23 protein-coding genes are annotated in these 22,211 nt (G+C 43.7%); 18 read left to right on the top strand and 5 right to left on the bottom strand.

What is annotated here, in order from left to right; all coding sequences use genetic code 11:
* Positions 1-11 precede the first annotated feature (11 nt).
* The 5 genes from PseudUWO310_RS19340 (at position 12) to PseudUWO310_RS19320 (ending at position 5,895) form a co-directional block, all read left to right on the top strand.
* A complete protein-coding gene (locus tag PseudUWO310_RS19340) occupies positions 12-638 on the top strand; it encodes an acyltransferase (protein WP_143122118.1) in 627 nt (208 codons plus the stop codon).
* Between the two features lie 336 nt (positions 639-974).
* Positions 975-2,294 carry an NAD(P)/FAD-dependent oxidoreductase gene (locus tag PseudUWO310_RS19335; RefSeq protein ID WP_143122117.1) on the top strand — a complete coding sequence of 440 codons (1,320 nt, stop codon included), beginning with the start codon at positions 975-977 and terminating at the stop codon, positions 2,292-2,294.
* Positions 2,295-2,422: 128 nt separating this feature from the next.
* Complete coding sequence (locus tag PseudUWO310_RS19330; RefSeq protein ID WP_143122116.1) at positions 2,423-4,258, top strand: hypothetical protein; 1,836 nt, start codon at positions 2,423-2,425, stop codon at positions 4,256-4,258.
* A 35-nt stretch (positions 4,259-4,293) separates the two neighbouring features.
* Positions 4,294-5,283, top strand: a complete 990-nt coding sequence (locus PseudUWO310_RS19325; RefSeq protein WP_143122115.1) for a polysaccharide deacetylase family protein — start codon at positions 4,294-4,296, stop codon at positions 5,281-5,283.
* Between the two features lie 267 nt (positions 5,284-5,550).
* Entirely contained in the window at positions 5,551-5,895 is a 345-nt protein-coding gene (locus PseudUWO310_RS19320) for an EamA family transporter (RefSeq protein ID WP_190316080.1), read from the top strand.
* A gap of 95 nt (positions 5,896-5,990) precedes the next feature.
* Here the strand turns inward: PseudUWO310_RS19320 and sppA are convergent, their stop codons facing one another.
* Positions 5,991-6,791 (bottom strand): signal peptide peptidase SppA, encoded by an 801-nt coding sequence (gene sppA, locus PseudUWO310_RS19315; protein ID WP_009627822.1) that lies wholly within the window; start codon positions 6,789-6,791, stop codon positions 5,991-5,993.
* Positions 6,792-7,044: 253 nt separating this feature from the next.
* On the opposite strand from sppA, the gene PseudUWO310_RS19310 reads away from it, so the two are divergent.
* Both PseudUWO310_RS19310 and PseudUWO310_RS19305 read left to right on the top strand, forming a co-directional pair.
* Positions 7,045-8,445 (top strand): glycosyltransferase, encoded by a 1,401-nt coding sequence (locus PseudUWO310_RS19310; RefSeq protein ID WP_143122113.1) that lies wholly within the window; start codon positions 7,045-7,047, stop codon positions 8,443-8,445.
* Entirely contained in the window at positions 8,438-9,634 is a 1,197-nt protein-coding gene (locus PseudUWO310_RS19305) for an NAD(P)/FAD-dependent oxidoreductase (RefSeq protein WP_143122112.1), read from the top strand. The genes PseudUWO310_RS19310 and PseudUWO310_RS19305 overlap by 8 nt, the downstream gene beginning before the upstream one ends.
* A 135-nt stretch (positions 9,635-9,769) precedes the next feature.
* On the opposite strand, the gene PseudUWO310_RS19300 is transcribed toward PseudUWO310_RS19305, so the two are convergent.
* Complete coding sequence (locus tag PseudUWO310_RS19300) at positions 9,770-11,779, bottom strand: DNA polymerase III subunit gamma/tau (protein ID WP_143122111.1); 2,010 nt, start codon at positions 11,777-11,779, stop codon at positions 9,770-9,772.
* A gap of 169 nt (positions 11,780-11,948) precedes the next feature.
* Here PseudUWO310_RS19300 and PseudUWO310_RS19295 point away from each other — a divergent pair, with 169 nt between their 5' ends.
* From PseudUWO310_RS19295 to crtA, 11 genes are all read left to right on the top strand, one after another.
* Positions 11,949-12,170 carry a hypothetical protein gene (locus PseudUWO310_RS19295; RefSeq protein WP_143122110.1) on the top strand — a complete coding sequence of 74 codons (222 nt, stop codon included), beginning with the start codon at positions 11,949-11,951 and terminating at the stop codon, positions 12,168-12,170.
* Positions 12,118-12,366, top strand: a complete 249-nt coding sequence (locus tag PseudUWO310_RS19290) for a hypothetical protein (protein ID WP_190316079.1) — start codon at positions 12,118-12,120, stop codon at positions 12,364-12,366. Before PseudUWO310_RS19295 ends, PseudUWO310_RS19290 begins: the two co-directional genes overlap by 53 nt.
* A complete protein-coding gene (locus PseudUWO310_RS19285; protein ID WP_190316078.1) occupies positions 12,356-12,928 on the top strand; it encodes a hypothetical protein in 573 nt (190 codons plus the stop codon). Before PseudUWO310_RS19290 ends, PseudUWO310_RS19285 begins: the two co-directional genes overlap by 11 nt.
* Positions 12,929-12,942: 14 nt before the next feature.
* Positions 12,943-13,245: a DUF433 domain-containing protein gene (locus PseudUWO310_RS19280; RefSeq protein ID WP_143122107.1), complete on the top strand. Its 303-nt coding sequence runs from the start codon at positions 12,943-12,945 to the stop codon at positions 13,243-13,245.
* Between the two features lie 25 nt (positions 13,246-13,270).
* Positions 13,271-13,495 carry a type II toxin-antitoxin system HicB family antitoxin gene (locus PseudUWO310_RS19275; RefSeq protein ID WP_126387636.1) on the top strand — a complete coding sequence of 75 codons (225 nt, stop codon included), beginning with the start codon at positions 13,271-13,273 and terminating at the stop codon, positions 13,493-13,495.
* 12 nt (positions 13,496-13,507) lie between these two features.
* Positions 13,508-13,720, top strand: a complete 213-nt coding sequence (locus PseudUWO310_RS19270; RefSeq protein ID WP_143122106.1) for a type II toxin-antitoxin system HicA family toxin — start codon at positions 13,508-13,510, stop codon at positions 13,718-13,720.
* Positions 13,713-13,847: a nucleotidyltransferase family protein gene (locus tag PseudUWO310_RS24020; protein WP_143122124.1), complete on the top strand. Its 135-nt coding sequence runs from the start codon at positions 13,713-13,715 to the stop codon at positions 13,845-13,847. Before PseudUWO310_RS19270 ends, PseudUWO310_RS24020 begins: the two co-directional genes overlap by 8 nt.
* 762 nt (positions 13,848-14,609) lie before the next feature.
* Positions 14,610-15,569 (top strand): cytochrome c oxidase subunit II, encoded by a 960-nt coding sequence (locus PseudUWO310_RS19260; protein ID WP_143122105.1) that lies wholly within the window; start codon positions 14,610-14,612, stop codon positions 15,567-15,569.
* 128 nt (positions 15,570-15,697) lie between these two features.
* Positions 15,698-17,365 (top strand): cytochrome c oxidase subunit I, encoded by a 1,668-nt coding sequence (ctaD, locus tag PseudUWO310_RS19255; RefSeq protein WP_055076100.1) that lies wholly within the window; start codon positions 15,698-15,700, stop codon positions 17,363-17,365.
* Positions 17,366-17,456: 91 nt separating this feature from the next.
* Positions 17,457-18,080 carry a heme-copper oxidase subunit III gene (locus PseudUWO310_RS19250; RefSeq protein ID WP_143122104.1) on the top strand — a complete coding sequence of 208 codons (624 nt, stop codon included), beginning with the start codon at positions 17,457-17,459 and terminating at the stop codon, positions 18,078-18,080.
* A 527-nt stretch (positions 18,081-18,607) separates the two neighbouring features.
* Positions 18,608-19,558 (top strand): cyanoexosortase A, encoded by a 951-nt coding sequence (crtA, locus tag PseudUWO310_RS19245; RefSeq protein WP_143122103.1) that lies wholly within the window; start codon positions 18,608-18,610, stop codon positions 19,556-19,558.
* 96 nt (positions 19,559-19,654) lie between these two features.
* Here the strand turns inward: crtA and PseudUWO310_RS19240 are convergent, their stop codons facing one another.
* The 3 genes from PseudUWO310_RS19240 to PseudUWO310_RS19230 form a co-directional block, all read right to left on the bottom strand.
* Positions 19,655-20,368 carry a hypothetical protein gene (locus PseudUWO310_RS19240; protein ID WP_143122102.1) on the bottom strand — a complete coding sequence of 238 codons (714 nt, stop codon included), beginning with the start codon at positions 20,366-20,368 and terminating at the stop codon, positions 19,655-19,657.
* A 194-nt stretch (positions 20,369-20,562) separates the two neighbouring features.
* Positions 20,563-21,636: a small ribosomal subunit biogenesis GTPase RsgA gene (gene rsgA / locus PseudUWO310_RS19235; protein WP_143122101.1), complete on the bottom strand. Its 1,074-nt coding sequence runs from the start codon at positions 21,634-21,636 to the stop codon at positions 20,563-20,565.
* Positions 21,637-21,649: 13 nt separating this feature from the next.
* On the bottom strand, positions 21,650-21,883 hold the full coding sequence (locus PseudUWO310_RS19230; protein ID WP_094533064.1) for a sulfurtransferase TusA family protein: 234 nt from the start codon (positions 21,881-21,883) through the stop codon (positions 21,650-21,652).
* Between the last annotated feature and the right edge of the window lie 328 nt (positions 21,884-22,211).

Here is a 22,211-nt window from a genome sequence, read left to right as displayed (position 1 = left end):
AGGATAGATATATGGCAATTCGCATCCATCCTTCGGCAATTGTCGAAGATAACGTCAGTATTGGAGAAGGCAGTTCTATTTGGGATAACGTGCATATTCGTCATTCAACCCAGATTGGCGAAGAATGTATAGTGGGCGAAAAGACCTATATTGCCTATGGAGTAAAGATTGGTAATCGGGTTAAAATCAATGCCTTTGTTTATATCTGTAATGCTGTCACCATCGAAGATGGGGTCATGATTAGTGCAGGGACGATCTTCACTAACGATCGCTTTCCAAGGGCTACTACTAGCAATTTGAAGCAACTTCGCCCCTCCGATCCCGATGAGCATACTCTGCCAACGCTTGTACAGGCAGGAGCGACCATTGGGGCAGGATGCACGATTGGCAACGATCTGAGTATTGGGCGCTTCGCCATGATTGGGATGGGTTCTCTCGTTACTAAGTCCATACCTGACTTTCATCTAGCCATGGGGCATCCAGCCAGATCGGTGGGTTGTGTATGTCGTTGCGGTCAGTTACTTCGGCGATTTGCCATAGATGAAAATCTGTATGAGCCAGAAATCACCTGTTCTGCTTGTGGTTTGAAGTATGCGATCGCCGATCGCGATGTAATGGAACTGACTTACCCTAACTGAGATTTCTGTTGAAAGTGTTAAGTAGCTAGGCATAATTAAATATAAAACCCCAAAAGCTGTAGCGCACGCTGCGCGTGCGCTACAGCTTTTGATTCTAGCTACTTATCTCATACCAATTCCCAAAAGTGTGGCTACACTTTTGGGAATTGAAAGCCAAACCCAGTAATGGTTTTAAAATCACAAAATGGCTAAGCCATTTTGTGATTTGGTATCAATCATTAAAAAACAAAAACAGAGATCGTGCCGCCCGCGTAGCGAGCGGTACGATCTTCTGGGTTTTTGAGTTTATTTATGCTAAGAACCTTATCTACTTACCGAATATTAACTTGACGATCTATGGCATCCAAATCTGAGCATTGGGGTATTGTTGGGGGTGGCATCTTAGGAATGACCCTCGCCTTGCGCCTCGCCCAACAGGGTAAACAAGTAACTTTAATTGAGAGGGCCGATCGCCTAGGTGGTTTAGCCGATGCTTGGCGCTTAGGCGATATTATCTGGGATCGCCATTACCACGTTATCTTGCTATCCGACACCTATTTGCGATCGCTATTAACAGAGCTCGGTTTAGAGCAAAATATGCAATGGGTTGAGACAAAAACAGGATTTTATAACGATGGTAAACTCTATTCGATTTCTAATGCGATCGAGTTCTTACGTTTTTTCCCTCTCAATCTCATTGATAAACTGCGTTTTGCCTTCACCATTATCTATGGCTCCAAAATTACTGACTGGAAAAAGTTAGAAAAAATTTCCGTCAGCGATTGGTTAATCAGATGGTCTGGTAAACATGCCTTTGAGAAAATTTGGTTGCCCCTCCTGCGATCGAAACTGGGCGAAAACTATCGCAAAGCATCGGCTTCTTTTATCTGGGCGATTATTGCGCGGTTATATGCGGCAAGGCGCACTGGTTTAAAAAAAGAAATGTTTGGCTATCTCTCAGGAGGATATCATCGCATTCTAGAGCGATTTACTGAAGTATTGCTCGATTTGAATGTAAGTATCAAATTAGGGCATCGAGTCGAAAAAATCGAATCCTTGGAAACCTCAAACAGCCATATTGTTAATGTAGAGTTTGCCGATGGCTCCTACGCCGAATTCGATCGCGTTATTGTGACAGTGCCAGCACCGATTGCCGCCAAGATATGTCATGGATTAGCAAACGATGAAATTAGAAGACTGCGAGATATTGAATATCAGGGTATTATCTGTGCATCCGTACTTTTAAAAAACTCCCTTTCCCAATTTTATGTAACTAATATTACCGACACATGGGTTCCTTTTACGGGAGTAATAGAAATGTCAGCAATGGTGCATCGCTCTCAGTTTGGAGGTAATGCCTTAGTTTATTTACCCAAGTATGTTGTCCCAGACGATCCCGCTTTTGAATTAAGCGATCGCGAACTAGAGGAAAAATTTATTCAAACCCTAGTACATATGTATCCAAAATTTCAGCGTAGCGATGTACTTTGTTTTCAAGTCTCTAGAGTAAGACATGTATTAGCGATCGCCACATTAAACTATTCAGAAAAGCTACCCGCGATCGTCACTTCCATTCCTAATGTATTTGTACTTAACACAGCCCATATTCTCAATGGTACGCTTAATGTCAATGAAACAATTCAGCTTGCAGAACGCAGCATGAGAGTTATGGTTTGATAATCGCTCTTTTATGATTAGAAATTAGGTGTTTTATAGCTCTTTTCAAGCAAACGAGGCACAGAGTTTTTTGTCCCTGCCTTCGGCGGAGACAAAAAACGTAATGTAATCAAGTCGGTAATCAAGGTATGAATAAAGGCAAAAATGTGATCGACTTAAAAACTATCAAGTTACATACGAAAAGAAGTCAAGAACCGATAGCTGTGTTCGCCTTACTTGCAATTACGGCATGGATTGCTCATTTTTGCTTCTCTAGTAGTTTTGGTTTCTACGAAGATGACTACTTTCGCATCAATAGAGTCATGGAAATGAATTTTTCTGAACTCTGGGTAGCCCTAAAAAGTGAAGTGTTAACCAATGGCAGACCACTCCACTACACCTCAATCATTGCGTTTTCATTTCTAGGCAATAAACTAGGTGGATTAACAGGCATTTATTTTGTTGCCTATACCTTATTTACTATTAACTGTTTTTTGTTTTACCTATTCTTAAAAAGACTATTTGATAGGCAGTCTTTTGCGATTATTGGTGCTTTATCATTTTGCTTATTTCCCGTTAATACTACCCAGACTTGGCTAGCGGCAGCGTTTGGCGTACAGATATCCATGACATTTTTGTTGTTAGCATTTCATAGTTATCTGGGACGAAAAAAAATATTATCGTATCTTTGTGTTTTTTGCTGTTTACTCAGTTACGAAACCTTCTTTTTTATCTTTTTAACCGCTCCTTTACTAAATAAACAATGGAATTCTAGACAGTTAAGAGAACTATTTAAGCATATATTAATTTTATTGGGAATGATCGTTTTAGTCGTGCTCCTGCGCAAGCTATTAATCAAAACTGTCGGAGTAATGGATATTGGTATTGCACCTGCCTTTCGAGTATCGTTACGACTGATGGTTTACGGCTCATTAGTGAGCATGGGAATGTTTATTCTCAGAGCTTTTGATACTTTATTGATGTGGGATTTTCGCAGTTATACCGTTCAACATATTCCTTGGGAATTCGCTAAAGATGTCTATGTGAAATATTTGCCGATATCCCTGATGAGTTTGTTTTTAGTCCTATCAAATCTCAAAATATATTGTGCAGCAGATGATATTAGTGTAAAAACGATTATCGAAAGTAAGTATTTAAATATAGAGTTAGAACTACCAGCATTTTGCCGACATTTATTAAAGTTGATGGTAATAGGAATCGTGATGGTGATCCTATCCTATCCGTTATCATTAACCATGTCTCCTTTCACTCTCACTGGACGCGACACTCGCATACATCTCCCAGCGAGTATTGGTATATCGATTATATCGGCTTGTGTTTTCTCGATCTTAATATACTTAATGGATGCGTATAAAAAGAGATTAATAACCTCCTTTGGATTATCTCTATTCTTTACTTTACTAATTGGCTTTGGGTTAATTGTTCAGCATGACTACAAAATAAGTTGGCAATACCAGCAGTCTTTTTGGACAGATGTAATGAGATTAGCGCCAGATCTGGAAGATGGCACGAAAATCCTCGTTGAGGATCCTCGATTTAAATCTCCCCAGCAAATCACTGCCAATGCTTGGTATGTATCTTTGATATTGGATCAAATATACAAATTTCCTAAGGATTGGAAAAATCCCCCCAATCTACATCTCGTCCCTTTGAAGTGGTACGACTATGCCTTATCTCAAAATAATCTCTTTGACTTAAATAGTAGGGATTTACAAAGGCAAGTAAATCGGGTTGGATTTCCTGATTTTGTTTCAGATGAAAATTATCAATTCCCAAGTTCTAATGTCATCGTTCTCGCATCCCAAAATGGTAAACTCGTTCGCCAAACAAATCCTTTAACCGTTGGCGATCGGACTTTGCCATTAAAGCAATTACCTACTAATTTTACTCCCCTTGAGAAGGGTAATCTTTATAACTATTTGCGCGTTGATGAGATGAATAAAATTGAATATCTTGAAGAATAATGAATGTTTATAATTGATATTGTGAGGAATAGAACATGTTAAAAAAGAAACCTATTGCCAGCCTTTCCCTAGACCTTGATAATCAATGGTCTTATATGAAAACCCATGGAGATGATGGATGGCAAGATTTTCCATCCTATTTAAATATTGTGATTCCAAGAGTATTGGCATTTCTAGAGGAGCGAAACATTAGAATTACTTTTTTTATCGTTGGACAAGATGCGGCTTTAGAAAAAAACCATGCAGCTCTCAGATCCTTGACTGACGCAGGGCATGAAATTGGCAATCATTCCTTTAACCATGAACCTTGGCTGCATCTTTATTCTGAAGATGAGGTCGAAAGAGAACTGGCGATCGCTGAAGATCATATTGAAAAAGCAACAGGCAAGCGCCCCATTGGATTTCGTGGTCCTGGATTTAGTCTTTCCTCTACGGTTTTGCGGGTGTTAGCTAGACGGGGCTATCAGTACGATGCCTCTACATTTCCGACATTTCTAGGTCCTTTAGCGCGTGCTTACTACTTCATGACAAGTAAGCTAAGTAAAGAGGAAATGGAAAAACGTAAAGGGTTATTTGGTAAGTTCCAAGAAGGATTTCGTCCACTTCAACCCTATCAATGGCGTTTAATGGGCAATTTAATCGAAATTCCTGTGACCACCATGCCAATTTTTAAAATTCCCATTCATGTAAGTTATCTGCTTTATCTAGGCGTATTTTCGCAAACCTTGGCTTTATGGTATTTTCGATTGGCGATCGCCCTTTGTCGATTGATGCGAGTGCAACCATCACTTTTGCTGCATCCTTTAGATTTTATGGGCGGTGAAGATGTGCCTGAGTTAGCTTTTTTTCCTGCCATGAACCAACCTAGCTACAAAAAAGTTGCCATGGTGGGTAAGGTTTTGCAGATTCTATCCGAACACTATGCGATCGTCCCCATGTCAGTCCATGCTGAAGCGATCGCTCAGAGACAATCAAAATTAACCTCCGTTACACCCCATTTTTATCATGGCACTGAGGCTGTATAAGTAAGTAGCTAGGCATAAAACCAAAACCAGAAGTATACCGCCCGCATAGCGGGCGGTATGCTCTTCTAGGTTTTAAGTTTACTTATACATAGCTACTTAATTAGGCATAAGTAAAAACCAGACCTAAAACCGATCGCGCATGGGCAGCTTGCGCTGTAGGTTTTAGGGTCTTATAAATCGCGCCTAGCTACTTAGGCATAATTTATGTATTGCCCTTACATTAGTTTATGTAAGCCATGTTTTTTAGCCTTTGGTAATATCAAAATAATGTTTGATCGAAATTTACTGTTACTTTTAGCAATTTCTCTAGTGACAACTGGAGGACATATTTTATTTAAAAAAGGTGCAGTCTTAATCAATGTAGAAAATATTTTTACTTGGATCAATCCCGCCTTAATTATGGGGATGTTTTTATATGGGATTGGCACTGTCTTGTGGGTATTTGCCCTGCGCTTCATTCCCCTTTCTAAGGCTTATCCATTTACGTTTTTGACATTTATTTTGGTGACCCTTTTCTCGGCAATATTTTTAGGTGACAAAATTACGGCTTGGTATGTTGTAGGGATGGGCTTGATTTTTGGTGGTTTGGTTTTAACATCCCTAAATTTGTAAAAAATTTGTAGGGGCATAACCCCCAAAAGATGAGTGGCGGCGCTTCGCGCCGCCACTCATCTTTTGGGGGTTTGATTTGTCCTAAGCAGTTCTGGCTATTGCCACATCCAGAGAGGCATTCCACTGGTTTCCGTCTCAAATTGCAGACGGGCGATCGCATTTTCGGAGCCGTTAGGCAAAAATTTGCTAGCAAAGGACTTCGGGGGCTTGATCGTAAAGACCTTAGTGGTTTTAGGATCTAGTCCTACCAGTTCGGCGGCATAGCGTCTTGCGTCTTCTTCCGTGCCGATGCGATCGACTAGCCCTAGGGCGACCGCTTGCTCCCCAGTAAATACGCGACCATCGGCAAAGGAGCGCACGGTTGCGGGGCTAAGTTTACGACCTTCGGCAACGGTTTCCACAAATTGGTTGTAGCTGCTGTCAATTAAGGATTGCAAGATTACTTTTTCTTCAGGGGTAATTTCGCGATCGAAAGACAAAATATCTTTATAAGCCCCTGATTTGATGACTTTAAAGGAAACGCCAATTTTGTCGAGTAATTTCTCAATATTGTTACCGCGCAAAATTACACCGATGCTGCCCGTAATCGTGCCAGCGTTAGAAACAATGTAATCGGCTCCCACACCAATATATACGCCACCACTAGCGGAAATATTGCCAAAACTGGCTACTACCTTGACTTTTTCCCGCAAACGTTTGAGTGCAGCATAGATTTCTTGAGAGTCGCCCACAGTCCCTCCAGGACTGTCAATGCGCAGCAATAGGGCAGGAAATTTTTGTTCTTCCACAAATTCTAGGGCTTCAAGAACGCGATTCCTTGTGCTAGAGCCGATCGCCCCTGTGATTTCAATACGTGCGATTTTTTTGCGAAATTTGCGTTTTAGAAGACCGAACATTTAGTTATTAGGTTTGAGTTGGAATTAACTTTTACTATATTAGATTTACTATATTAGATTTTTGGATGAGCGGTTTGGCGCAAAGGATTGTCTGTTCTCGATTTCTAGGGGGTATTGGTAGCTTACGTTACAAAATTTCGGTTTGGGCTTGGGGGGTGATTCTAACTTTTGGGTGTGATAATTACTAAAAACGACCAATAAAAAGCGGTATCCTGATGCAAGCTAAACATTTCGCAATATATTAAAATCCCCAATGCACGAGACGGAATTTCGTAGCAGCCTTCAGTTAGAGGGCGATCCCCGTAGACTTAAAATGATCATTGTCCTAGTAATTGTCTATGGATTAACAATTGGCTTGCATTTTGCGCCTTGGAGCCGTTGGTTGCTATTAGGGTTATTTAGTATTCAGGCTTTAAGGTTAATCTTTGCCCCACCATTACCAGCGATCGCCTCGGTGACCTCCCAAGCGACCGATTTAACTAATGTCTCAGATCATGGCTCGGAGCAAAATTCGCCAAATTCCTCAACGGATTTGCCATTTTTCTCGCTACTGGTTTCGGCAAAAAATGAAGAAGCCGTGATTGGCAATTTAGTTAAAAATTTATGTCAGCTAGACTATCCCAGCGATCGCCTTGAGGTGTGGATTGTTGATGACAATAGTAGCGATCGCACCTCGGAAGTATTAGCTGTATTGCAACAGAAATACCCCCAACTGAAAACCTTGCGAAGGGGCGAGGGGGCTCAGGGCGGCAAGTCTGGGGCTTTAAACCAAGTTTTAGCCTTGACTAAGGGCGATATTATTGGTGTATTTGATGCGGATGCGCAAGTGCCTGCCAAGGTTTTACGATCGCTCATACCAGTATTTCAATCTGCTCGGGTGGGGGCGGTACAGTTACGCAAGGCGATCGCCAATGCTGACGAAAATTGGTGGACGGCAGGACAATCCGCTGAAATGGCTTTAGATTGGTGTTTGCAGGATTTGCGGATTCGGGTGGGTGGCACAGGAGAACTGCGCGGTAACGGTCAATTTGTCCGCCGAACTGCTCTAGATGATTGCGGTGGATGGAACGAGCAAACAATCACCGACGATCTCGATCTCACGATTCGCCTGCATCTCTGCCAATGGGATATTGCTTGTTTGAATTTCCCCTCGGTACGAGAAGAGGGAGTCTTAACGCTCAAGCAACTGTGGCATCAGCGTAATCGCTGGGCAGAGGGAGGTTTTCAGCGTTATCTCGACTACGGACATCTGATGCTGAGCGGTCGGATGGGATTTCTGAAAACCTTTGATGCTGTTCTCTTTTTCATTAATCAATACCTCCTGACGATCGCCTTTATCCCTGATACGATCGCCGCCGTTGTATTAAAGCAAAATCCAATGTTGCCTGCGATCGCTGGCTTCTCCCTTGCCCTTAGCTCGGTGACTATGGCGTTTGGACTGCGCCGCTCCTACCAAATGGCATGGAAAGATGCGATTTGGAAGACCGTGCCAGGGATGATTTACATGTTGCATTGGATTCCCGTAATTGCGAGCGTGACTCTCAGAATGTGCGTTATTCCCAAACGCTTAAAATGGGTCAAAACCCAACATCAAGGTGCTGGGGAGAATATATTAGAAGAGGTTGGACTTCAAGAGATAGAAAGCAATGCATGATTGGATTGTCATTGGTGGCGGTATTACGGGAATATCCCTGAGCTATGAATTACAGAAAGCAGGTTTTTCGGTATTGCTAATCGAGCAACATCAGCAGCTACAGGGTGGCAGTAGTCTCGGCTATGGAGGGATTTCCTATTGGTCTGGTACTACCGCCGTTACCCAGCAGCTTTGTCAAGAAGGAATCGCCAGACAACGCAATTTGTCCCATGAATTAGGCATGGATACGGAGTTTCGGGAAATTGATTTGTTGCTAACCCTTACTCCCGAAGATGATCGGCAAGTAATTCTCTCGCAGTACAAGGACTGTGCGATCGCGCCTACTTTCCTCAATCCACAAGAGGCTATCGAGCGGGAACCGCAATTAAATAAGCAGGGAATTGGGGGCGCTTTATTATTTCCCCATGCTCACATCAATTTGTCTAGTTTTGTGAAAGCCCACAGTCAAGCTTTCCAGAGATTAGGCGGTGAAACCGTCTATGCCAAGGTTACGCATTTGCTAACGGATGGCGATCGCCTATCGGGAGTAAGTACGGCACAGGGAGAATTTCGCAGCGCCCATGTGGCGGTATGTGCGGGAGCCATGTCGCGAATTTTACTCAAAGCTTCAGGAGTGAATTCAAGGATTTATTACACCCATGCCGAGGCGATCGATACGGAGCCAGTCGATCTGGAACTACGGGCGATGGTCATGCCTGCGGATAATAAACGTAATGTACTAGAAGGCTCGACTACTGACGCGGATAGCGATGCTATTTGGGATGTGTTTGGACGAGAACTTTTGCCGCCTTCGATCGATGCTGGTGCGGTGCAATATAACGATCGCAGGATCAGGTTTGGGCAACTCAGTCGGGTACTAACCGACCCCCATGCCGCGATCAATGCAGTACAGAGTGAGGCTGCCATTCGGGCTGAAATCGCTAAGGTGTTACCCAAACTTGCCGAGCTTAAAGGCAAATGGCGCAATTGTCTTGTTGCTTTTAGTAGCGATAATTTGCCCCTCGTTGGTTCTGTGCAGGAATACGACAACCTGCATTTGTTCTCAGGATTTACCAGCCCCACAGTATATGTGCCAGCCCTATCTCAGCGGTTTGCGGCTCATGTCCAAGGTAAAGCTGATGACATCATTCCCCTGTTATCTCCCAAAAGGTTTGATACCAAGTTAAGAAATGGCTACGCCATTTTGTGATTTTAAAACCCTTACTGGGTTTGGTTTTCAATTCCCAAAAGTGTAGCCACACTTTTGGGAATTGGTATAAGTCGCTAAGCCTAGAAGAGCATATCGCCCGCTACGCGGGCGATATGCTCTTCTAGGCTTAGTCATCTATTTTTCGTTATTATCTTCATCGAGTTCGACTATCTGACCGTTAAAAAGGTCAGCTAAATTTTTAATTACCCTGTCATCTTCCGACATTTGCCCTTGGACTTTAATCTGAGGTGGTGGTGGGCTGGCTGGGTTTGAGACAACATTTGCTGGCGGAATGGGGGGATTATTCGGCGCAATTGGATGGGGGAAACTAGGGGTATGGGCTGGCGGAGTATTACTTGGAGGCGCAATGGGGGGAGCAATGGGAGGTGAGATCGGACTGGGAGAAGGGACGGATGGCAAGGCGATCGCAGGACGAGGGGGAGCTTCTGTTATTTGTGTTGATGACTCATTGGGGGATGGCGTAATAAACTTAAACATTACTTTAATTGGACGCTGGAGCAGTTTAGAGCAAGCATCCTCCAATTCACCCCGTTTCTGAACCACGATACTTTTAGTAGTTTCATCGCGATTGCTACCCAGCCCTACCTTGATCGTACTGCTGTCGATAGAAAGAAAATGCGCTTGCTTTTGGATAAAAACATATTTGGTTGGAGTTGGTAGCATCGACAAAACACTCTGCCATAGACCATCGAGATCGTAGCCAACGGAGGCAATATCTTCAAAATCGTCATGTCCAGACGCAATCGGCGTTTCGACTGGAGGAAGAGGAGCAATAGAAGGAGAAACTGGTTCGGATGTTTGAGGAGCCGATGTTTGAAGAACCGATGTTTGGGGAACCGATGTTTGAAGAACCGATGTTTGAGGAACTGATGTTTGGGGAACTGATGTTTGGGGAACTACTGGTGATGAAACTCGCTCCACAGGATCGGGCTTTGGTGATTGGTGGGTAATTGAGGGATTGGGAGATATATTTCGAGGTGGAATGAATGATTTTGCCGATAGATTTGACGGTGGAACCTGCGCGATCGCTCCTTGGGCTGAGGGCAATAACCCCATGAGGGTAACTTCTAGCCAGAGACGGGGCTGAGTGGAGTTACGGATTTGTAATTCGGCCGATCGCAAATGTTGCTGACCTAGCAAAATATTGGGAATCGCTAAACTCTGCGCTAGTTGAATCAATCTTTCCCAGCCAGAACTGGTCATGGCAACAAGATCACTGCGATCGCTTGCGGTTTTGGCGATCAATAAATCACGATACAGATTCGCCAAATTTTGCAGCACGATCAAAGGTTCGCGCCCTCGATCCATGATTCGCCGTACATAATCTATTAATTGTGTGGAATGGTCGGCAGCGATCGCTTCAACTAGCGATAGTAAATCCTGTTCAGGAACGGAACCAACTAAATCCCAAACTGCTTCAACGGTGATCTCTCCATCCAATAAGCTCAATTGATCGAGTAACGATTCGGCATCACGCAGTCCTCCCTGTGCGATTTGGGCGACGAGGGTTAGGGCTTCCATATGAATATTAATGTTCTCATTGGCGGCAATTTTTCCTAAATGCTTGACCATCGCATCAAGGGGAATCCGCCGAAAGTCAAAACGCTGACAACGAGAAATAATCGTGGGTAATACTCGCTGCGGGTCAGTGGTAGCGAGAATAAAAGTAACGCGATCGGGGGGTTCTTCTAGGGTTTTCAGCAAAGCATTAAATGCTGCTGTGCTCAACATATGACATTCGTCAATAATATAAACCTTAAATCTTGCCTTAACTGGGGCAAATTGAGCGCGTTCGATGAGTTCGCGGATATTATCAACGCCTGTGTTACTTGCTGCGTCGATTTCGGTAATATCTAGGGCGTTGCCATTGGCGATGCTGTGGCATAGCTCACACTTGCCGCAGGGGTGAGGGGTGGGGCTGTCTGAGCTTAGGCAGTTGAGCGACTTTGCCATGATCCGCGCACTGGATGTCTTACCCGTACCTCTTGCGCCAGTAAATAGGTAGGCAGGGGCAATCCGCCCCGTATTTAGCGCGTTTGATAGGGTATGGGCGATCGCCTCCTGACCAACTAAATCAGCAAAGATTTGGGGGCGATATTTATGATGTAGTGGCTCATAGCCCATAGGAACACGATGTCAAGCAGTGCTGGTCAAATATATCATTCACCAGTATAGCGATTACTCTAGAGCCGAAATAAGTTGTCTAGGCGATCGCCCTAAAACTTCTAAATCTATAGCGCAAGTAGTTAGTTTATAGTATTGCTACTGCTCAAAAATTTCATCCGAATTTAATATGCCCAGTCTCAGCCTCAAGCCATCGCACAAGCCGATCAAGAATTACTATGAGGTCTTGGAACAATATTCCAAGCTGGGGTTTGAGCATGAGGGGGCGGTGAGTAGTGCTTTTCAGGATTTGCTAGATTCCTGTGCAAAACAGTTTCAATGGACTTTGATTCCACAATATGCGATCAAACGTTCTAAAAAGCAATCAATATCTGGCGGAGTCGGCGGTTGAGGAGATGTTGATTCAGCATTTGCTGACGGAACAGATTTTTCGGAGTGTGTTCAATAATCCTGATTTTGCTCAGAGAAATATTATTGCGGTGGAGATTGAGAAGGTGATCAATGCTTTGACCTCTAAGCATTTCAGCCGCGCTCATTTTTTGAGTAGTTTTCATGGTGAAGAGTGTGGAGGAGATGATGAATATTGAGCATGAGTATTTTGAGCAGACTGGGAAGTATGAAGCATTTGAGGGGATTTGTTTGGTGGATACGTTTGAACTTGCTGAAGCAAAGCAGTTAAGTTTGGCGCTTTTCTCTACGGAAAATACGAAGCGTGTTGAGAGACAAAAGCAATCACCGATTTTTGTGATTATTGGGAATCCTCCTTACAATGCCTATCAATCAGAAGACTTGAATAATCGTAATCGTAAATATCCGACAATGGATAAGCGCGTGAGTGAGACATACAGTAAGGATTCTAAGGCGACAAACAAAAACGCGCTTTCTGATCCTTACGTCAAAGCAATTAGGTGGGCTTCTGATAGGATAGGAGATGAAGAAAGCATAGTTGCTTTTGTGACCAACAATAGCTTGATCAATGATCTTGCTTTTGATGGGGTTAGAAAAAATTTAGAGAATGGTTTCGATCAGGGCTACATTTTTGATTTAGGAGGCAATGTAAGAAAAAAACCGAAATTATCTGAGACAAAGAATAATGTATTTGGGATTCAGGTTGGTGTCAGTGTCAATATTTTTGTAAGAAAGCGTTAGAGGCTTCATCAAGTATGCAATTTGCAAGAATTACAACTAATCCTCAAAAAATGGGCGGTGTGCCATGTATTCGCTCTTTGAGAATACCTGTTACAACTATCTTTGATATGTTTGCTGACGGAATGCGAGATCAAGAAATCTTACAAACATTCCTTGATCTAGAAGCAGAAGATATCCAAGAGGTTTTACAGTATGCGGCTACGAAATTTAGAGTAAGCCTAAAAGCGCAAAGGCTTAAAGAACTTGTTCAACAGTCTGTTGAGGAAGCAATGAATGGGGTTTTGCAGAAAGAAAAATTGACTTTCTCAAACCTCTAATCACTTAACTTTTAAGGAAACCAACATGACAAAACATATTTCTAATCATTTCACCATCGAAACAGAACAAGAAGAAGATGGGCGATGGATTGCTGAGATTCTCGAAATTTCGGGCGCTTTAGTATATGGAAATAGTCAACAACAGGCAATCGCTCATGTTCAAGCTTTGGCATTGCGGGTTATTGCTGATAAACTGGAGCATGGAGAAATGGCTTTGGGTTTGACTAGCTTTGACTTTGTGGCGGCGTAGGAATTTATCATCATGAGTCAATGGTCATCTGCAAAAGCCAGAAAAGTATTAACCGCATTGGAAAAGATTGGATGGAATGTAAAGCGTCAAACTGGATCGCACAAGATTTTAGAACGTGATGGCTGGGAGGATTATGTTTTTGCTTTTCGAGATAGCGATGAAATAGGAGCAAAAATGCTTGCCCGTATAGCTAAGAAAACAGGATTGAAACCAGAAAATCTATGACAAAAGCAAAGAATTACGCTGTTTAAAGTTAGAACTACACGATCGCTATGAAGTCAGCAAAATTGGCATATTTGGTTCAGTAGCAAGGAATGAGGCAAATGAGAATAGTGATGTTGACATTGTTTAGGAGAAACTCGATCACCTAGGAAAATTAGTGTATCTTGAGAATGTGCAATGGCAGGAAACTAAGCATAATTAATCACCGTTAGTAAGGAAATAAACAAATTGCTATTGAAATTAAAGGGATGATCTGAATTAGTCCAGTCTGAGAAAATTTATCGCAGGTGATAACAGGTAAGTTTTCAATTTCAGCTTGAGTCATCAGAGATATTTTCTGTCCGTAAAAGTCATTAGGGACTTGCGAGAGAATAAGATACCAATCTAGATTTACCAGAATCGGTGGCGCAGCTCCGCCGCGCCACCGATTCTGGTTTTATATTTGGTACTTCATTAAATCGCAAGTCCCTTATGAGTAACAAGATCTGCGCGACCATACTTGGTAATTGACAAAATAATTGATACAGCAACGTAAGAGATAGCTAGGACAAATCAAAACCTCAAAGATAAGTGGTGGCACAAAGTGCCGCCACTCATCTTTGGGGTTTTATGTCTTAAGGAAACCTAACGTTGCTATAAAAGGCAATCGCCAAGGGGGATTCGCTAAAATTTTACTTATTTGGGTAATGACGAAATCGACGGTATTTAAAGACTTATTTCAGCATGATCCCAAAGAAATTGCTAAAAGATTACAAACAAATACCCCGTATTTGGGAAATGGATGCAAGATAGACAATATGTCAATCTGTCCTTATTTAGAGAATGAGCTGCTAATAAGCTCCACTTGACCCAGATCCACTATATAGGAGCAGCACGATAGGGCAACCTAACCATGAGAAAAAACAACTTAATTTCAGTGGTCGTCATCATTGGGCTGGTTTTTGCAGCTAGCATCTGGTACGCGCGCAACAATGGTTTGCTACCAGTCGCCGCAGGTGACGAAGCAGTTCTGTACGACGGGCTGTTTAACACGATCCTTGCGATCGCCTTTGGATTTTTCTTGATTGTTGAAGGAGTTTTGATCTACTCCATCGTTAAATTCCGTCGCCGCCAAGGGGACGACACCGATGGACCAGCAATCCATGAAAATCTAAGCCTTGAGATCGTCTGGACAGCTATCCCCACCGTCATCGTGATGTGGGTAGCCATCTATAGTTTTGATGTCTATACCGCCATGCAAGGTTCTCAAAATCTTGATGCCATGGCTCATGGTGGAATGCATCAAACCGTGGCAAAACACGAAAGGGGTGGTATGCCCGCATCAAAAGCAACCCTTGCATCCTCTAATAGTGATGGCACATTAATGGCAGGAACAATGCCAGCGGGTGGGGATGATGTCGTGGCGATCGATGTGAGTGCAATGCAGTTTGCATGGATTTTTAACTATCCCAATGAAATTGCCACAGCGGAACTCCACGTTCCTGTAGGCAAAAAAGTCCGCTTAAACATGACTGCGGTTGACGTTCTCCATGCCTTTTGGGTTCCCCAATTACGTATCAAACAAGATGTAATTCCTGGTCGGGAAACTTTTCTAGAGTTTACACCCCGTGTTGTGGGGGAATACCCCGTAGTCTGTGCAGAATTATGTGGTTCCTACCATGGCGGAATGCGCACCACGATGGTAATTGATACACCAGAGGACTACCAAGCATGGTTAAAAGAGCAACAGGAAGTTGCTAGCAACGATCCCGAAGCGATCGTCGCTTCAAGTCCCACTTCCCACATGTCCGATCGCGAATATCTGGCAGGGAAAGTAATGCATTTGGGGATGGAGATGGCAAGTAAGAAATAACGAGCAAGAAGTAAAACCCAAGAAGTAAGAAGTAAACAGCCAAAAGCTAACAGCCAAAAGCTAATAGCTAATAGCTAACAGCTAACAGCCAAAAGCTAAAACCCCAATCACCAATCACCAAATTCTCTATGACCCAAACCCTCAATCCAACCCAAGCTTCGAGCACTTCGGGTGCAGAACCTCCCAAGACTCCTTGGTGGGAATTCTTTACATTTAGCGTCGATCACAAAGTGATCGGCATTCAATATCTCGTTACTTCGTTTGTATTTTATTTGGTCGGTGGAGCCCTTGCCTCGGCAGTGCGCGTTGAACTTGCCACACCCGATTCCGATCTGGTCGATCCCGCTTTTTACAATAGTCTGTTTACCATGCATGGCACGGTAATGATTTTCTTGTGGATCGTTCCTGCGGTAACAGGTGGATTCGGCAATTACCTGATCCCCTTAATGATCGGGGCGCGGGATATGGCTTTTCCCCGTTTAAATGCGATCGCCTTTTGGCTAACGATTCCTGCGGGACTACTGCTAATGAGTAGCTTCTTTTTTGGTCCCGCTTCTACAGGTTGGACAGCCTATCCACCCTTGAGCATTTTGACCAATGAGCATGTTGGTCAAGCAATCTGGATTCTGAGCATCATCTTGGTGGGAACTTCATCAATTTTGGCAGCCGTAAATTTCATCGTTACGATCTGGGCGATGCGGATGCCAGAAATGGATCTGTTTAGTATGCCGCTATTCTGCTGGGCCATGATGGCAACGTCGGTACTCGCCCTTTTAGCCACGCCAGTATTGGCAGGAGCGATGGTGCTACTGGGCTTTGACCTATTGATTGGCACAAACTTCTTTAACCCCACTGGTGGTGGCGATCCCGTCGTATACCAGCATCTATTCTGGTTTTATTCCCATCCTGCGGTCTATGTGATGGTGCTGCCCGTATTTGGGATCATTTCTGAAGTCCTTCCTCCCCACAGCCGTAAACCAATTTTTGGCTACAAAGCGATCGCTTATTCGAGCATGATGATTTGTGCTTTGGGGCTATTCGTATGGGCGCACCATATGTTTACCAGTGGCACTCCCGACTGGTTGCGGGTCTTCTTTATGGTGGCAACCCTCTTAGTTGCAGTACCGACAGGGATCAAGGTATTTAGTTGGGTAGCTACTCTCTGGGGTGGTAAATTGCGCTTAGAAAGTCCTTTGCTTTTTGCCATGGGCTTCATCTCCACCTTCTTGATCGGTGGCTTAAGCGGAGTTATGCTCGGCTCGACTCCAATTGATATTCACGTTCATGACACCTATTTTGTTGTCGCTCACTTCCATTACGTTTTATTTGGCGGCAGCGTATTTGGTATTTACGCAGGACTCTATCACTGGTTCCCGAAAATGACTGGGCGCATGTTGAACGAGTTTTGGGGCAAGGTGCATTTTGTCCTTACCTTTATTGGGATGCATTTAACCTTTGGTCCGATGCATATTCTCGGTTTGCAAGGGATGCCCCGTCGGGTGGCTCAGTACGATCCCCAATTCGCACCAATTAATGTCATTTGCACCATTGGCGCTTTTGTTTTGGCAATTTCCACTGTACCTTTCGTGATCAATGCCGTTTATAGTTGGTTTAAAGGTGAGCAAGCTCCTGATAATCCTTGGAATGCTTTGACACTGGAATGGACGACTTCTTCTCCACCAATTCCCCATAACTGGGTTGGCGAACCCGTTCTCTTGAATGGTCCCTATGACTATGGCGAAGAATACAAGCAAGCTCGCCAAGAGGCGATCGAAGCCGCTCAGTCCATCGCTTAGCTATCAAATTTCGCATATAGAGTTTTTCATCTCGCTCACGTCAAGATGAAAAACCAAAGCCTTACCTGTTCCTTTATCCAACCATTAATCTATGCAAGGATCGATCGCTCCTAATACAGTCGTCACAGCAGAGGCTGCCCATGCCGCCCATGCCGCCGAAGCCCATGCCGAACATCCAGATTTACGGGTTTTTGGCTTGATTGTTTTCCTGATTTCAGAAGGAATGTTGTTTTTTGGTTTATTTGCAGCCTATCTAACTTTCCGATCCGTCGCCCCATCATGGCCGCCTGAGGGCACACCAGAACTCGAACTTCTATTGCCAGGAATTAACACGATCATTCTGGTTTCCAGTAGCTTCGTAATTCATCAAGCCGATAGTGCGATCAAAGAAAATAAGGTTAAAGCCGCTCAGCTATGGTTTCTGGCAACATTTGTGATGGGTGCAATATTCATCGCTGGTCAGATCTATGAATATCAGCATCTAGAGTTTGGGCTAACTACCAATCTATTTGCGAGTACTTTTTACGTGCTAACGGGCTTTCACGGGTTTCACGTAATTATTGGGCTTTCTCTAATTGCTGGTGTTTTGGTGCGATCGCTCAAAACTGGGCATTACAGCAACACCAGTCATTTCGGTATTGAGGCAGCTTCGGTATACTGGCACTTTGTGGACATTGTTTGGATTGTTTTGTTTTTACTTCTATATATTCTCTAAACAATATTCTCTAAACAATATTCTCTAAGTAGCTGGTTATCATTAAAACCGTAAAAGCTGTGGTGCAAGAGCAGCTTACGCCACAGCTTTTACGGTTTTATACCAAATCACAAAATGGCGTAGCTATTTTGTGATTTTAAAACCCTTACTGGGTTTGGTTTTCAATTCCCCAAAGTGTAGCTACACTTTGGGGAATTGGTATTATCCAAAAGAGAAGGTTGGCGCTTCGCGCCAACCTTCTCTTTTGGGATTTTATGTACTAAGTAGCTGGGCATAAGTAAACTTAAAACCTAGAAGAGAGTACCGCCCGCTATGCGGGCGGTACTCTCTCTGGTTTTGGTTTTTATGCTGAACTACTTAATACCCTTGGCGATCGCTATGCATTTAATTACACCTAGCAGCAAAGTAAGGTTTGCTTAAGACAAAATTAAATCCCCAAAGAGGGTTGCCGCGCTCCGCGCGGCAACCCTCTTTGGGGATTTATGTCCTGATACAGTTGACGGCAGCTATAGAAATATTTTAGAGCTATGGGTTATAAAATAGAGGCGACAGGTCGCCTCTATTTTTATGGACTAGCCATGCTCGATCATATTTTGCGCGGTAATTTCAGCAACTTGCAAGATTCTCTCCACAAAGCCACAAGAAAATTAGAGTTTTGGCTGTTAGCTATATGGACGAGTTTTATGGCGATCAACATTACCCTTGTCGTTAGGCTAGGTGAAAATATTGACGAAATTGCTATTCAGATCTTGACTTGGGCGGTTGCCTTACTCTTGGTGATCCGCAATCGTTCAAATTTCAAATTTGAAAGCACCCCATCGGCGATCGCGATCGGTACTTTGCTAATTATTTGGGTATTGCTTAAAAGTCTCCTGACCCGCCGAACTACTGACATTTTATTTATCTTGACACCAGTTATGGCAACGGTTGGGGTAGCGCTGATCGGTTCGGGATGGAAAGGACTAAAGCAATATTGGCAGCCGATACTGCTGGCGGCGACCCTAGGTATTCCCGTCGCTTTTTTATTCGCAGCTATTGAAAAAGTCATTCCTGTTAATGTGTTTACTGCCCAATTTGCCAATACCGCCCTGTGGTATGGCGGCGTGAAGGTTGCCCAAAATGGGATTACCATTGTTAGCCAATTTGGAGCGGTGGAAGTTGCAAGAGGATGTGCGGGTTTACCACCGATCTTAATGTTGCTGCGGATTACGCTTATGTTTGTCTTGGTTTTCCCAGTATCCAAAATTCATAGGTGGATTATGTTCCCTGCGGCGATCGCGATCGCTTTTATCGTGAATTCCTTGAGGGTAGCCCTATTGGTGATAGTTTCTGGGCAGGCGGATGCGTTTAAGTATTGGCACGCTGGGGATGGTTCTCAGATATTTTCAGTTGCTGCCGTAGCCCTACTTTTAGGGCTCTGTAATTTCCTGACAAAGGATGATGAAGATGAGTACGAAGACGAGTATGAAGATATTTAAAAATCATCTATCCCAAAAGACAAATGGCGGCGCTTTGCGCCGCCATTTGTCTTTTGAGTTTTAATTTTGTCCTCAAAAGACTGGCGACAATATCAGTTACTTATCAATCTTAAAAGAGCTAATAAAGCGATCAACATCTGCGGTTGCAATCTTATCTTTAGCGCCTAGAGCAAATACTTGATAAAGTCGATTTTCAGCAAGACAGAAACGCCCCTTCATCAATACATCGGTCGATTGCACCTTACCACCCGCTTCAAAATCGCGGCATGGAACATCTCCTAGGGTAGTTTCTTTTTCCGATTTAATCTCTCCTTTCAGGTTAGAAACGGAGCCTTTAACAGCATCGCCTAAACCTTTTTGGACATCAGCAGGATTAATTGCTTTGTTCGGAAAGTCAGCATAGCCGACAAAATATCCCGAATCATTTGACTCCGCGATCACCATATTGAGCTTGATCGTTCCAACGTCAGTTTTCTGATCTTGGGACTGTTCCTGAGGCTTGCTAGGTACTTGGACACTAAATTTCCCAGCCGATGATTTGTAATCTTGCCAACCAGTGGTAGCAGTAGATGCTGTAGTTGCTTTGGGGTCGGCGGAACTGGTTGGTTTGTCAGCGGGCTTGTCAGCAGGTTTGTCAGCAGGCTTGGTAGCGGATTTATCTGTAGATGCTGCGGTAGGAGGAGTTGACTTATCAGCTACGGGTGTAGATGGGGTACAAGCACTGACAGCAAACAAGACTAAACCAGCAGCAAGGGAAATATACTTTTTCATGTCTAACTTAGATATGACCTTCGTTTGGGTAATAAGCATGAAGCTTACTAGCTACTATATCGTTCCTTGCAAAAACTTAATACCAACTCCATAAAGTGTTTTATTTATTAGCCAAGTAGCTAGGCGCAATTATATATAAAACCCAAAAACCTGTAGCGCACGCTGCGAGTGTGCTACAGGTTTTTGGGTTTTAATTATGCCCAGCTTTAGGCGCAATTATATATAAAGCTTGCCTAGCGGTCATCGGTATCTAGATTTTGATGTTCGCTGCGCCGAGACTCTCGCCGATAACGCTTTTTGAGCAATCTGGGCTCCTGCTGATGCTTGCCCTCACTGGCATCCTTGATCTTGAGCGAAGCGTCCGCATTGGCGGTATTTTTCAACTTCTGCTGATAGGCGATCGCCTCTTCTAGATAGGCGCAATAATAGTTATATCGTTCCCAATCTCCGCGCACCACGCAATCGGGTTCATCGAGACGATGCAAACAATTATGGAAATGACAGTGATTGCCTGAGGCTAATTTTTGTCTTGCTTCGGGGAAGCAGTTGGCTAATTCGGGAGGGGTAACTGTCAAATTAGGCTGCATAAATCCTGGAGTATCAGCCAAATAACCTCCTGCGGGCAAGGCAAATAACTCCACATGGCGAGTGGTATGCCTTCCATGTCCTAAACGTTGGGAGACTACGCCCACCCTAACCTGTAAATCGGGAATCAACAAATTGATCAAACTGGACTTACCTACACCTGAAAGTCCCGCAACCACTGTTACGCCTGTCTGCAAATAGGTTGCCAGTTGATCGATTCCTTGCTGGGTATAGGTGCTAATGGCGATCGCTTCGTAGCCCCAAGACAAGAGGCGATCGCGCCATAGTTTCCACATCTGATCGCTAACGAGATCCCGTTTATTTAGACATAGCAAAACTTCAACTTGAGTACTTTCCGCTTTAACTAAAAAGCGACTTAGTTGATGCGGATCGAGGCTTGGTTCGGCTAAAGAAAAAACTAATAAAATGCGATCGACATTAGCTACGGTGGGACGATCTAGTAAATTACGACGAATTGATACATCTGATATAGCTCCCCTTCTCCCTTGCCAATCAGGTTCCTCAACTATGACGCGATCGCCAACGCAGATCTGTTGTCCAATTTTTTTGAGGCGAGCGCGGCGCGTACAGAGTAGTTCGTTAACAAACTGACTAAAGATTTGCCCAGATTCATCAAGCAACTCTAAACGATAAGCTTGGTCTAACATCACCCGATAAAAGTTGGCTTGCACAGCCAAAACTGTACCTTCTAAAGCCAACATAGGACAAATTTCATCATGCTTTCTGGACTGTCAAAGCAAAAAAGCGATCGCGTTCTTCAATCCCTTTGACCTGATGACCATCGGAAATCAAGCTATTCGGAACCTGTTCGATCGGTTCGCCACCGTCTAATAGAACCTCAAGCAGTTGTCCTGTTTCTAGTTTTTCGAGGTGTAATTTAGCACGCACAAAACTAAGCGGACAGGGAACACCGCGTAAATCAATGGATTTGATCGCTTGAATACACATATATCTTTCTTACAGTTCTATTGATGCTATTTCGTGGATGAATCGTGGATGAATATCGACTATCCCAGAAACCCTAGATTATACCAGTTCTAAAAAAAGGTATTGCTTGATCAGCAATGATTTTCGGCTAATGAACTATCGATATAAGTAGCTGGGTGCAATTATAGCTGTCGCCAAGTGTATTAGGACATAAACCCCAAGAATTGAGTGGCGGCGCGAAGCGCCGCCACTCAATTCTTGGGGTTTGATTTGTCCTCATTCAAGTGCCTGTAGCTATCAATATAAAACCCTAAAACCTGCGGCGCACGCGCAGCGTGCGCCGCAGGTT

The sequence above is a fragment of the Pseudanabaena sp. UWO310 genome (assembly GCF_006861605.1).
Taxonomy (GTDB): Bacteria; Cyanobacteriota; Cyanobacteriia; order Pseudanabaenales; family Pseudanabaenaceae; genus Pseudanabaena.
The sequence above is the reverse complement of the archived record's forward strand: the minus strand, read 5'-3'. Positions and strand labels throughout refer to the sequence as shown.